Origin of the sequence: Solidesulfovibrio magneticus RS-1 (assembly GCF_000010665.1) — a bacterium.
Lineage (GTDB): Bacteria > Desulfobacterota > Desulfovibrionia > Desulfovibrionales > Desulfovibrionaceae > Solidesulfovibrio > Solidesulfovibrio magneticus.
Genome location: NC_012796.1, coordinates 4,411,978 through 4,424,354 on the forward strand (window position 1 = coordinate 4,411,978; position 12,377 = coordinate 4,424,354).

8 protein-coding genes are annotated in these 12,377 nt (G+C 67.3%); 5 read left to right on the forward strand and 3 right to left on the reverse strand.

The annotated features are described in order from the left end of the window. The first annotated feature begins 45 nt into the window (after positions 1–45). Together DMR_RS18295 and DMR_RS18300 are read left to right on the forward strand one after the other, a co-directional pair. Positions 46–1,215: an ABC transporter substrate-binding protein gene (locus DMR_RS18295; protein ID WP_015862528.1), complete on the forward strand. Its 1,170-nt coding sequence runs from the start codon at positions 46–48 to the stop codon at positions 1,213–1,215. A 154-nt stretch (positions 1,216–1,369) separates the two neighbouring features. After that, complete coding sequence (locus tag DMR_RS18300) at positions 1,370–2,389, forward strand: RluA family pseudouridine synthase (RefSeq protein ID WP_015862529.1); 1,020 nt, start codon at positions 1,370–1,372, stop codon at positions 2,387–2,389. Positions 2,390–2,598: 209 nt separating this feature from the next. Here the strand turns inward: DMR_RS18300 and DMR_RS25710 are convergent, their stop codons facing one another. Further along, the gene (locus DMR_RS25710; RefSeq protein ID WP_198408666.1) at positions 2,599–3,975 is read right to left on the reverse strand and encodes a TrmH family RNA methyltransferase; all 1,377 of its coding nucleotides are present in this window, start codon (positions 3,973–3,975) and stop codon (positions 2,599–2,601) included. Positions 3,976–4,155: 180 nt separating this feature from the next. Here DMR_RS25710 and DMR_RS18310 point away from each other — a divergent pair, with 180 nt between their 5' ends. Then, on the forward strand, positions 4,156–6,300 hold the full coding sequence (locus DMR_RS18310; RefSeq protein ID WP_043601078.1) for a LysM peptidoglycan-binding domain-containing protein: 2,145 nt from the start codon (positions 4,156–4,158) through the stop codon (positions 6,298–6,300). A gap of 601 nt (positions 6,301–6,901) precedes the next feature. Here DMR_RS18310 and DMR_RS18315 read toward each other — a convergent pair. Together DMR_RS18315 and DMR_RS18320 are read right to left on the reverse strand one after the other, a co-directional pair. Then, positions 6,902–8,854: a SurA N-terminal domain-containing protein gene (locus DMR_RS18315; RefSeq protein WP_015862532.1), complete on the reverse strand. Its 1,953-nt coding sequence runs from the start codon at positions 8,852–8,854 to the stop codon at positions 6,902–6,904. Between the two features lie 30 nt (positions 8,855–8,884). Further along, on the reverse strand, positions 8,885–10,807 hold the full coding sequence (locus DMR_RS18320) for an aconitate hydratase (RefSeq protein ID WP_043601081.1): 1,923 nt from the start codon (positions 10,805–10,807) through the stop codon (positions 8,885–8,887). Positions 10,808–10,970: 163 nt separating this feature from the next. Here DMR_RS18320 and DMR_RS18325 point away from each other — a divergent pair, with 163 nt between their 5' ends. Next, the gene (locus DMR_RS18325) at positions 10,971–11,609 is read left to right on the forward strand and encodes a nitroreductase family protein (RefSeq protein ID WP_015862534.1); all 639 of its coding nucleotides are present in this window, start codon (positions 10,971–10,973) and stop codon (positions 11,607–11,609) included. A gap of 13 nt (positions 11,610–11,622) precedes the next feature. Continuing rightward, positions 11,623–12,366 (forward strand): YceI family protein, encoded by a 744-nt coding sequence (locus tag DMR_RS18330; protein WP_015862535.1) that lies wholly within the window; start codon positions 11,623–11,625, stop codon positions 12,364–12,366. Positions 12,367–12,377 lie beyond the last annotated feature (11 nt).

A 12,377-nucleotide genomic window follows, 5' to 3' on the forward strand; every position in this document is an offset into this window, starting at 1 on the left:
TCCCTGCCGCTTTCGATCAGACCAGACCGCACCGGAGGCTTCCCCATGGCCAAATTTCTCCTGCTCGTCGCTGCCCTTCTGCTTTGCCCGGCAGCTGCCCACGCCGCCGCGCCAGCCGGCGAACCCATCGTCGTCGGCGGACTTTTCGCCCAGTCCGGACCAGCCGCCGTGGTCGGCACCCCGAGCAAACTCGTGGCCGAAATGACCGTCAAACAAATCAACGATATGGGCGGCATCCTCGGCCGGCCCGTGAAGCTCGTCGCCTACGACACCGAATCCTCCCCAGACGTGGCCCTGCGCCAGGCCCGCCAGCTCGTCGAGGGCGACAAGGTGCTGGCGATCATCGGTCCCACCTCCACGGGCGAAGGACTGGCCGTCAAAAAGTACACCGAGGAAAAGCACGTCCCGGTCATCATGACCGTGGGCGGCGACGCCGTGGTGGCCGGCGGCAAGTTCGGCCCCTACGACTGGACCTTCAAGGCCCCCCAGCGCACCGCCACGGCCGTGGCCAAGATCTACGACTACCTCAAAGGCAAGAACATCTCGAAAATCGCGGTGTTAAGCTCCAAGGACGCCTTCGGCCAGGACGGCCTGACCGAGCTTAAGGACAACGCCGCCAAGTACGGCATCGAGATCATCGCCGAGGAAACCTTCGATCCCAAGGGCACGGATTTCTCGGCCCAGGCCTTCAAGCTGCAAGCCGCCAAGCCGCAGGCCGCCGTGGTCTGGACCATCGGACCGGCGGGGTCCATCGCCGCCAAGAACTTCGCCGCCCTGCCCGGCGAACGGCCGCTTCTGGTGCAGTGCCACGGCCAGCCCGGCCCCACCTACCTGGAACTGGCCGGCGAGGCCGCCGGCGGCACGGTCATGCCCGGCACCAAGCTCATGGCCCCGGAATCCCTGCCCGACGAAGATCCCCAGAAAATTGTCATCGAAGCCTTCATCAAGGCCTACAAGGATAACGGCATCCAGGAGAAGTTCCCGCTCAACACCCACTCGGGCTACGCCTACGACGCCCTGACCCTGCTGCGGGCCGGCCTGGAAAAGGCCGGCAAGGCCGAGCCCGAGGCGCTGCGGGCGGCTCTGGAAAAGCTCGAACGCGTGGTCGGCGTCTCCGGCGTCTACACCATGTCCTCCCAGGACCATAACGGCCTGGGACCGGACTCCATGGTCATGCTCATCGTGGACAGCAACCGCTACAAGCTGGCGCCGTAGAGAGCGAAAAGAAGAGAAAGAAGATGACGATGCGAGAGGAACCCCTTTTTGAAAAAAGGGGTTCCTCTCGCGCTCTCCTCCCCAAAAACTTTCCAAGGGGGAGATGCGTTAAGCCGGAAGGATTGCGCCGTGGTCGTGCCGGCGGCGCGCTTGCATGAAAACACCCGTCCAGCACATCACCGTCACCGCCGCCGAGGCCGGACAGAAGCTGCTCCAGTATCTGGCCCGGCGTCTTGGTCCTGGCCTGCCCCTGGCCGCGCTCCAGAAATGCATCCGCACCGGCCAGGTGCGCCTGGACGGCAAACGCTGCAAACCCTTTGACCGCGTGGCCCAAGGGCAGGTCGTACGCGTGCCGCCCTTCGAGCTGGACGAAGCCGGCCCGGCCGGCGGCGCTCTGGGCGCGCCCGAGCTGGCCGCCGTGCCGACCGGCCGGCCAAAGCCCGGCCCCTTGTCGGTGAAGACCTCCCCGTCGGCAGCCCACCGGACCGGCGGCCGGGCCATGCCGGCCCTCGAAATCCTGCACGAGGACGACGAACTGCTCGTGGTCGTCAAACCGGCCGGCCTGCCCGTGCATCCCGGCTCGGGGCACACCTTCGCCCTGACCACCCTGCTCCACGCCCACGCCCCCCACGCGCCCTTCAAACCCACGCCGGCCCACCGTCTGGACCGCGACACCACCGGGCTGCTGCTTGTCGCCAAGTCGTACCGCCGGTTGCGCGCCCTGCACGAGGCCATGCAGGACGGCACCCTGCGCAAGGACTATTTCGCCTGGGTCTGGGGCAAGTGGCTTTTAGGCGAGGAAAACGAGTGGGTGACCATGCGCGACGCCTTGGCCAAGTCGGGCGGGCCGGGCCGCGAGCGGGTCACGGCCGGTGAGGACGGCAAGGAGGCCGTGGCCAAGGTTCGGCTGATCAGTCGCGCGCCCACGGCAAGCCTTGTCGAAGTGCGGTTGGAGACCGGGCGCACCCATCAGATTCGCGCCCAGCTGGCCTCCCGGGGCTATCCCCTGGTCGGCGACGCCAAGTACGGCGGCGGGCCGACGCCGCTGCGGCTACACGCCTGGCGGGTCATCCTGCCCGAGGAAGCGTACTGCGTGCCGCCGGACTGGGAAGCGCCCTGGACGGTCCAACGCCCGCGCCGCGCCGCCTCCCTGGCCGAGTGCGGCGACGACTGACGCTGACGGCGGCACGGCCGCCGGAACGACGGTGTTACCTGTCAGCGCCATAAACGTCCATTCGAGCTTCCCGACGCCCAGAGGGCCGCTCCTCGTCGAAACCCCTTTCACCATTTTCTTCAGATGGGGGGTCTGGGGGCCTCAGGCCCCCAGCGGAGAGGTCAAGGAGAGGCAGCGCCTCTCCTGGCCGCCGGAGGCACTCCCCCGTCTTACCCCTCTCCCATTCCCAAAAACGCGGCCATCCGCCCCATCATGATCGCACCGGCCTGGGCGACGTTGAGGGAATCGATGGGCCGGGCCTGGGGAATGCGCCACAGGGCGTCGCAGCGTTTGCGGATGCCCGGGCGGATGCCTTCTTCTTCGCTGCCCAGCACCAGGGCCAGGGGGAACGGCGGTTTGGCGAGGTGGACGTTTTGCGCCTCTTCCTCGCCGGCCGCGCCGATGACGGTGTAGCCGGCTTCCTTGGCCGCATCCAGGGCCTGGGAGAGGTTGGTGACCTTGGCCAGGGGCAGCCGGGCCAGGGTTCCGGCCGAGGCCTTGGCCGCGCCCGGTCCCAGGCGCGCGCCTTCGTGCTTGGGCACGAGGATGCCGCCGCCGCCCAGGGCGTAGAGGGTGCGGACCAGGGCGCCGACGTTGCCCGGGTCCTGGACCCGGTCGAGGACGAGGATCACTTGGAGCGGCGCGTCCAGGCCGGCGGCCAGCACGTCTTCCAGGCTGACCAGGGGGCCGGCGGCCAACCGGGCCATGACGCCCTGGTGGTTGCCGGGATAGAGGCGGTCCATGTCCAGGCCGGGCATGAAGCGGTAGCGCACGCCGGCCGCTTCGCAGGCCCGCACGATGGCGTCCACGTCAGCGCCGCGAAGGCCCTGGCGCAGGAGCACGTCGTCCACGGATTTGGGGCTTTGCTCGACGAGTTCGCGCACGGGTTTGCGGCCGGGCAGGATGTCCTCGGGCAGTTCGACCGGAGCCGTCGGCGCGACCGAACGCGGCGCGGGCCGGTCGTCCTCGAAGCGTTCGGGACGCGGCGGACGGCGGTCGTTTTCGAACCGGTCCTGGCGCGGCGGGCGGCGGTCGTCGTCGCGGTCGAAGCGGGGCTTGCCCGGGCCCTGGGGACGGTCCTGGCCGGAGCGACGGTCATCGGAGCGGGGCGGACGCCCCTGGCCGCGCGGCCCGGACGGACGGCCGGACCGGTCGTCGTCGCGACGCGGACGCCCCTGACCGCCTTGGGAACGGTCGTCATCGCGACGGGGACGGCCCTGGCCGCCTTGGCCGCCCTGACCGGGCCGGTCGTCGTTGCGGCGCGGGCGACCCTGGCCGCCCTGGGAGCGGTCGTCATCGCGGCGCGGACGCCCCTGGCCGCCCGAACCCGAGCGGTCATCGTCGCGGCGGGGACGGCCCTGGCCGCTCTGGCCGCCTTGGCCGGGACGGCCGGCGGGACGCGGTCCGCTGGGGCGGCCGGAGCCGCCCTTGGAGCCGGCAAGAGCAGCAGAGCGGCGCTGGCCGCGTTCCCCGGAGGGGGTGGACAGGACATCGGCAAAAGACCGGCGGTCTGTGGACGGCCGGCGGGAGGTTTCATTTTTGATCATGCCACAAAATGTCTCAAACTGGCCGGGACCACAAGACTTTTTTTTCCTTGCATTTTCGTCCACTTTGGACTAAATAGTTTGGAATTGTTAGTCTTTTTGGACCGTTACGACCTTCGTCGATCCCCATACAGGGCCGGCCGCGTCCGCCCGCCGGTCTTTTTTCCTTTTGGAGTAAGGTGCATGGGCCGATACCTCCTGCTTTTCGTCCTCCTGCCTGCCTTTTTGCTGTCAGCCGGCTGCGCCGACAAGCAATACGACAAATCCAACGCCGACATGAAAGCCAACCTGGAGCCCGAGCTCTGGGACACCTCGCAGATTCTGAAAAATCTCCAGCGCGGCCGGCCGCTGACCGAACAGGAGAAAAAAGCCCTGGCCTCCCGCGGGGCCATTCAGTTCGACCTCGACGTCAAGGAAAACGAGGAAGTGCAGGTCTTCCTCCAGTACTTCTCCATCGACAAACGCGGCTCCATGGACACCTGGCTGCGCCGGGCCGAACCGCACCTGCCCTACGTGCGCGCCGTGCTGGCCAGCTACAACCTGCCGCCCGACCTCATTGCCCTGCCGTTCATCGAATCCGGCTACAACACCATGGCCTACTCCCCGGTCGGAGCCGGCGGCATGTGGCAGTTCATGCCCTACACCGGCCGCCGTTTTGGCCTCACCGTGGACTGGTGGGTGGACGAACGTCGCGACCCCTACAAATCCACCGTGGCCGCCGCCAAATACCTGACCAAGCTCTATCAGATGTTCGGCGATTGGAATCTGGCCCTGGCCGCCTACAACGCCGGAGAAGGCAAGATCTCCCGAGTCATGGCCGCCAGCGGCCAGTGCGACTTCTTCGACATCGCCAAGGACCCCAAGCTGCTCAAGGAAGAAACCCGGCACTACGTGCCCAAGTTCTTGGCCGTGCTCAAAATCTTCCAGAACCTGGAGACCCTGGGCTTTAAAAAGGTCAACTGGCAGGCCGGCCCCAACCTCAAGGAAGTGCCGGCCCCGGGGGGCACCGACCTGGCCGCCCTGGCCCAGGCCTGCAACATGCCCTGGGAACAGTTCCGCGAATACAACCCTGGCTTTCGCCGCCAGATCAGCCCGCCGGACATGACCGTCAACGTCTACGTGCCCGTGGCCAAGGAGCAAGTCGCCCTGGCCTTCCTGCAAAATCCCGGCAACTACCCGTCCTCCGGCGCGCAAACCCTGACCGCCCAGGCCGGCGACACCTGGTGGGCCATCGCCCGGCGCACCGGCATGCCCGTGGCCGAACTGCGCCAGCTAAACGCCTCCCTGCCCGAGACCCTGCCGCCCGGACAAACCGTGCGCGTGGCCCTTAGCGCCTCCGGAGCCGACAACTCCGCCCTGGCCGAAGGCCCCGACGCCTGCGCCCCCAAACCCGTGGTCGCCTCGTCCAAACCCATCAAACACCGCGTCTCCAAGGGCGATTCCGTGGACAGCGTGGCCCGCAAATACGGCGTCTCCACCAAGGACTTGCTGGCCGCCAACAAAATGAAGCACGCCGGCCGCCTCACGCTTGGCTCCTGGATCGTCGTGCCCGGCGCGCCCGTTCCGGCCGCGCCCGCCGCCAAGCCTGCCCCAGCCCTGGCCGAGGCCGCCCCCAGCGCCACCCATACCGTGGCCAAGGGCGAAACCTTCGGCTCCATCGCCGCCAAATACGGCGTCTCGCCCCAGGAACTCATGGCCGCCAACAACATGCGCTCGGCCAAGGATCTCCTGGTCGGCAAACGCCTCACCGTGCCCGGCAAGGCGGCCAAGGCAGCCCCGGCCGCGCCCCAGCTCGCCGCCGCCCTGCCCCAGCCCGCGCCGGCCCCTGCCTCGGCCAGCTACACCGTCAAAGCCGGCGACACCTTGCACGCCATCGCCCGGGCAAACGGCCTCGATCCCAAACAAGTCGTCGCCGCCAACGGCGGCAAAGACAAACTGCGCCCCGGCGACAAACTCGCGCTGCCCGGCAAGACGGCCGCCCCAGCCCAGATAGCAGCCGCGCCCCAGACGCCCACCGCCAAAGGCGCGCCCCAACCCGTCGCCGCCAAAACCTTCGGCCAGCCCGCCCCGGCTCCGGCCGCCTCCAAAGCCTTTGCCCAGGCCGCGCCCCAGCCGACCGCAGCCGCCCCGACCGCCAAGCAACAGGCTACCGAAAAACAAACCAAGCCCGCCGGCAAATCCGTCAACTACAAAGTCGGCCCCGGCGATACGCTCTGGGGTATCGCCAAGAAGTTCAACGTGGACCCGTCCTCGCTCATGGCCTGGAACAACATCAAAAGCGGCGGCGCGCTCCAAGCCGGGTCGCAGTTGACCATTCACAGCCAGTAGCCCGGCACAACGACACCTTACTGTTCCGGCGGCCCTGGAGACCAGGGCCGCCCTATCCGCGCCCTATCCGCGTCTTGTCCCAATTCCGGCCCCATTTTGGCCGTACGCCGCTTGTGTGGCCTTGCCCTGCCCTGGTCATGTCTCTGCGCCTGAATCCCCTATGGCCCGTCCCAGGGCAGCCCTGTCGCCGCGTTCCCTCCAGCCCAAAAACGTTAGCACCCTGCCGCCTTCCCGATCTCTTCACCGGCTCGTCCGGGCATTCCTGGTGCTACGAGACTGCCTCCCAACGGTTACCGCGTTCCTGATTGTCGGCATGCGCACGTCGTGTTCCTGGCTCTGGCCAATGCTCTGCCTCCATTTCCGCCCGTCGTGTTCCTTTACGCAGAAAAGGCCGAAATCGCGCGCCAGGCTGCCTGACGGCCTGTCATGCCAGCGCGTGACGGTTTTCCTGGCGTCGGGTTCGCCATGGCAGTGAACTAGGAGGCGGACGCCGGCTGCGGGAAATGCCCTTGGCGGGGGAGACTGCCGTGCCTTGAGCCTGGCGGAAAAAAAGGGCGCGTCCTTGCGGACGCGCCCACGGTCTGGTCGAGAGAAACAGACGCTACTGGAGTTGGACGGTCTTGCCGCCGCCGCCCTGGGCCGGACGCGGTCCCAGGATGGCGTCGTTGACGATCTCCACCCGGGCGGCTTCCTGCAGGGTCTGCAGGTAGGCGCGGAAGAGCTCGGTCTGCTTGGACTGGGTCAGGGTGGCCACCCAGCGTTCCTTTTCCTTGTCCCACAGCGAGATGTCGGCCGGCACGGTCTTGTCCAGACCAGCGACGACATAGGCCCCGGACACGCCAAAGGCCGTCTTGAACCAGCCCGGCCCCTTGGCCTCGAAGGCTGTCTGGGCCAGCACCGGCGACATGCCAAGGCCGGGAATGAAGCCCTGGCGGGTGAACGGCGCGGAGGTCTGGATCTTGTCCTTGTAGTCGGCCAGGACCTTTTTGAGGCCGTCCTCGGTCTCCATGGCCTTGGCCGTTTCCTCGGCCTTGGCCTTGGCCAGCTTCATGGCCTCTTCATCGGTCAGGCGGCCCTTGATGACGCTCTTGACGGCGTCCAGAGGCTCGAACCCGGGCTCCTTGACCTCGGCGGCCCGCACCACCACGAAGCCGTCCTGGGTGGACAGGGGCGCGTCGGCGGTCTGGCCTTTTTTCAGGGCGAAGATGGCTTCCACGGCCGGCTCGGACAGGCCCAGCTCGGCCGGGGGGGCGTCCTTGGCAAAAAAGGCCGAGGTCTTGACGGCCAGCTTCTCGGCGGCCACGGCGGCCTCCAGGGGTTCGCCCGAGGACAGCTTCTCCTGGATCGCGTCCAGGGACTTGGTCAGCTTGTCGGCGGCGCGCTGTTCGGCCAGATCGGCCCGGATTTCGTCCTTGACCTCGGCCAGGGCGCGCTGGCCGGAGGCCTGCTTCTCGCCGCCCTGGATGAGGTGCAGGCCCAGGCTCGTACGCACCGGGTCGCTGACTTCATCCTTTTTGAGCGTAAAGGCCTTTTCCTCGAAGGGCGCGAATTCCTTGGGCAGGCTGCCCTTGGGCAACCAAGCCCAGTCCTCGCCGATGATGCCGTCGGCGTTGGCCGGGTCCTTGGGAATGAGCGTGGCGAAGTCCTTGCCCTTGCGCACGTCGTCGGCCATGGCCTTCAGGCGCTTCTCGGCCGCGTCCACCACTTCCTGGGGGGCGTCGGGGGGCAGCATCATGAGGATGTGGCGCACGCGCACCTGTTCGGGGCGCTCGTACTTCTTCTGGTTGGCCTTGAAGTCGGCCTCGATGTCGGTGTCGGTGATCTCGGCCGGCTTGGCCATGGCCTTGGGCGTGAACTCCACGAAGTCGATCTTGACCTGGGCCGGGGTGGCGAACTCGTCCTTGCGGGCCTCGTAATACTTGGCGATCTGTTCGTCGGAGATGGTCACGCCCTTGGTGAAGTCGGTGGCGGCAAAGGGGATGTACTTGATGATGGCCTGTTCGCGCATGAAGTCGAAGATGGAGCGGGCTTCGGCCTCAGCCACCTGGGCCGGCAGGCCGACAAAGGCGGCCAGCTTTTCCAGCAGCAGCTGCTGGCGGAAATCGGCCTCGAACTCGCCGGGGCTGACGTCGTTGGCCTTGAGCAGATTCTCGTAGCGCTTGGCGTCGAACTGCTTGGACTCGTTCTGGAAGGCCGGAATCTTGGCGATCTCGGACCGCAGTTCGCCTGCGGTCACGGCGATGCCCAGGGTCTTGGCCTGGTCTTCCAGCAGCTTGGTGGTCACCATGTTGGTGAAGACCTGCCAGCGGAAACCGCCGTCCTGCAGATCCTTGTCCGTGACGTTGGGATTCTTGTTTTTGACCAGGCGCAAATTCTCCTGGTACTGCTTTTCGTAGTCCTTGATCAGGATCGGCTGGCCGTTCACCGTGGCCAGGACCGTGGCCCTGTCGCCGTTGAAATTGCCCACGCCCCAAAAGACGAAGACAATGATGATAAGACCGAAGACGATCTTGATGCCCCAGGATTGGGCATATTTCCGCATGGGATCAAGCATGGATTCTCCTTGGCGCGGGGGCGGCGCGCGTTAGGCCTGGGCCCTGCGCGCCTGGTTGAGCAGGCCGCCGGCTTTGATGATGTCGAGTTCCTTGGCGGTCAGGTCGTTTATGACCATGACTTCGCCCACGCCGGCCACGGTCATGGGGCAAGGCTGGCCCGGGGCGATGGCGGCGGTTTCGAGGCGGATGTCGGCTCCGGCCGGGATGCGGTCGTAGTCGGCCTTGTCCACGAGCAGAAGCGGCAGGATGCCGAAGTTGACCAGGTTGGCCCGGTGGATGCGGGCCAGGGACTTGGCCACCACGGCGGCCACGCCCAGGTAACGGGGGCCAAGGGCGGCGTGTTCGCGGCTGGAGCCCTGGCCGTAGTTTTCGCCGCCCAGGATCACGCCCTTGCCGAGCTTTTTGATGCGCGACACGAAGTCGGCGTCCACCCGGCTGAAGATGTATTCGCTAATGGCCGGGATGTTGGAGCGCAGGGCCGTGATCTGGGCCCCGGCCGGCAGGATGTGGTCGGTGGTGATGTCGTCGCCGACCTTGAGGGCCACGGGAGCCTCGATGGCGGCCGGCAGCGCCCCAAAGGGCGGCAGCGGGGCGATGTTGGGGCCGCGCTGGATGGCCACGTCCGAGCCGTCGGCCGGGGGCGTCAGGAACAGGTGGCGGATGCTGGGGACCTCGGCCGGAAACTCGGCCTTTTGCGGGGCCTCGCCCCAGGTGGCCGGATCGGTGAAGGCCCCGCGCAGGGCGGCCATGGCCGCCGTCTGGGGGCTGACCAGATAGACCTGACCGTCCTGGGTGCCGGAGCGGCCTTCGAAGTTGCGGTTAAAGGTGCGGGCCGAGACGCCGGCCGAAGTGGGCGAGCCGCCCATGCCGATGCACGGGCCGCAGGAACACTCGAGCAAGCGCGCGCCGGCGTCCAGCAGCGGATCAATGAGGCCCTCGGCGGCCAGCATCTTGAGCACCTGCTTGGAACCCGGGGAGATGAGCAGGTCCGTGGTCGGATCGATGCGCTTGCCGGCCAGGATCTGGGCCACGGCCTTGAGGTCGGCGTAGGAGGAGTTGGTGCACGAGCCGATGCAGACCTGATCGACCTTCATGCCGTCGAGGTCGGCGATGCGCACCATGCGGTCGGGCATGTGGGGCGCGGCGGCCAGGGGCTCCAGGGCGGACAGGTCGATCTCCACCACTTCGTCATACGTGGCGTCGGGGTCGGCGGTGAGCGGCACGTAGTCCTCGGGCCGGCCCATGGCCGTGAAAAAGGCCTTGGTGACCTCGTCGGACGGGAAGATCGAGGTGGTGGCCCCGAGTTCCGCGCCCATGTTGGTGATGACGGCGCGCTCGGGCACGGACAGGGTGGCCACGCCAGGCCCGGCGTATTCCATGACCTTGCCCACGCCGCCCTTGACGGTGAGCTTGCCCAAAAGATGCAGGATGACGTCCTTGCCCGTGGCCCAGCCCGGCAGTTTGCCGGTCAGGTGGATCTTGACCACCTTGGGCATGGCGATGACGTAGGGTTCGCCGGCCATGGCCAGGGCCACGGACAGGCCGCCGGCGCCCATGGCCATTGAGCCCACGCCGCCGGCCGTGGGGGTGTGGGAGTCGGAGCCGACCAGAGTCTTGCCCGGCTTGGCGAAATTCTCCAGGTGCAGCTGGTGGCAGATGCCCGTGCCGGCCGGGGAGAAGGTGATGCCGTATTTGGCGGCCACGGTGCGCAGGTAGGCGTGGTCGTCGGGGTTGCGGAAACCCATTTGCAGGGTGTTGTGGTCCACATAGCTCACGGACAGTTCGGTGCGCACCCGGGGCAGCCCGATGGCCTCGAACTGGAGATAGGCCATGGTGCCGGTGGCGTCCTGGGTCAGCGTCTGGTCGATGCGCAGCGCGATCTCGCCGCCCGGGATCATCTCGCCGGAAACAAGGTGGTCCTTGATGATCTTCTGGGTCACGTTGAGGGCCATGGAGGAGTCCTTTTTGTCTGGGGGAAAAGAGAAAAGTCCGCCCTGCATGCCTCCCCCCGCCGCATTAGTCAAGTGGCGCGCGCGGTAGCGTCAGTCCGCTTGCGGCCTTGACGCGGGCGCTTTCCCGGCGCACATAGGCAGCATCCCGAAAAAGGAGGGAGACATGGATTTCAAAGACGTCATGACGGCCCGCCGGGCCATCAATTTCTTCGACACCAAGGCCGACGTGCCCAAGGATACCCTGGACGCGCTGCTGGAAACCGCCGCCCGCTCGCCGTCGAGCTTCAATCTCCAGCCCTGGCGGGTGGCCGTGCTGCGCGATCCTGCCCAGAAAGCCAAGCTGCGCGCCCTGGCCTGGGACCAGCCCAAGGTCACCGAAGCCCCGGTCATCTTGCTATTTCTGGCCGACCGGGAGGCCTGGAAGATGTATTCGCCGTCCTTCGAGCGCCAGTTCTCGTACCTGATGCAGTCCGGGGCCTACACGCCCGAGCAGCGCGGCGAATTCGCCGGGGCCACGGAAAGCCTCTACGGCGCGACGCCGGACAAGTCCCTGGCCTTTGCCGTCAAAAACACGGCTTTTTTCGCCATGTCCTTCATGTACGCCGCCGCCGACGCCGGTTATGCCACCCATCCCATGGACGGCTTCGATCACGACGCGGTCAAGGCGGCCTTCGGCGTGCCTGACCAGTTTTGGATTCCGCTCATCATGGCCGTGGGCCGGCTGCGCCCCGGCGTCGCCGTCGCCCCGCCCAAGTGGCGGTTTGCGGCCCAGGATATCCTTTTCACGCTCCCGGAAACCTAAAGGAGGCGCTTTCATGTCGTATTGTCGCACCATCGTTGCCTTTGCCCTGGCCGTTCTGGCGCTGACGGCCATGCCTGCCTCGGCCCAGGCCGGGCCGGCCGCCGACTTCCTGTTGCTGGCGGCCGCCGAGACTCCGGCCCCGACCGACGCGCCAGCCGCCCCGGCCAAGCCCGAAGCCAAGCCCGAAGCCGGGCCGGTGGTGGACGGCGCGACCCTGGACAGCGCCCACACCTCGGCCACCTTCTGGATACGCCACATCGTGGCCCCGGTGGCCGGCCGGTTTGACGCCGTGTCCGGTGTCGTCGCCATCCCGCCGCGCAAGCCGGCCGACGGGCGCATCGCCTTTAGCGTCAAGACCGACAGCGTGGACACGGGCGTGGCCGCCCGGGACAAGCACCTGCGCACGGCGGATTTCCTGGATACGGCCGTCTACCCGGAAATGCGTTTCGAGAGCAGCCGCATCGTCTCGGCCGGCACGCGGCTGGCCCGGGTCACCGGCAAGCTGACCATCAAGGACGTGACCAGGGAGGTGACCATTCCGGTGCGCCTGCTCGGGACCAAGCCCCATCCCATGATGCCCTGCGTGGACGTCACCGGCTACGAGGCCCAGTTCGCCATCAACCGTCTGGAGTATCATGTGGGCACGGGCAAGTTCTTCAAGATGGGGGCGGTGGGCGACGCCACGGACATCCGCATCGCCGGCGAGACCCTGGCCGCCCGGCCGGGCTGCGTCCAGCCGGCCAAAACCGGCGAGTAGCTCTGGGCCAT

Excerpts from the sequence above, each read along its gene's own strand:
- DMR_RS18295 (WP_015862528.1), top strand. The coding sequence starts at position 46 with ATGGCCAAATTTCTCCTGCTCGTCGCTGCCCTTCTGCTTTGCCCGGCA.
- DMR_RS18300 (WP_015862529.1), top strand. The coding sequence starts at position 1,370 with ATGAAAACACCCGTCCAGCACATCACCGTCACCGCCGCCGAGGCCGGA.
- DMR_RS25710 (WP_198408666.1), bottom strand. The coding sequence starts at position 3,975 with ATGATCAAAAATGAAACCTCCCGCCGGCCGTCCACAGACCGCCGGTCT.
- DMR_RS18310 (WP_043601078.1), top strand. The coding sequence starts at position 4,156 with ATGGGCCGATACCTCCTGCTTTTCGTCCTCCTGCCTGCCTTTTTGCTG.
- DMR_RS18315 (WP_015862532.1), bottom strand. The coding sequence starts at position 8,854 with ATGCTTGATCCCATGCGGAAATATGCCCAATCCTGGGGCATCAAGATC.
- DMR_RS18320 (WP_043601081.1), bottom strand. The coding sequence starts at position 10,807 with ATGGCCCTCAACGTGACCCAGAAGATCATCAAGGACCACCTTGTTTCC.
- DMR_RS18325 (WP_015862534.1), top strand. The coding sequence starts at position 10,971 with ATGGATTTCAAAGACGTCATGACGGCCCGCCGGGCCATCAATTTCTTC.
- DMR_RS18330 (WP_015862535.1), top strand. The coding sequence starts at position 11,623 with ATGTCGTATTGTCGCACCATCGTTGCCTTTGCCCTGGCCGTTCTGGCG.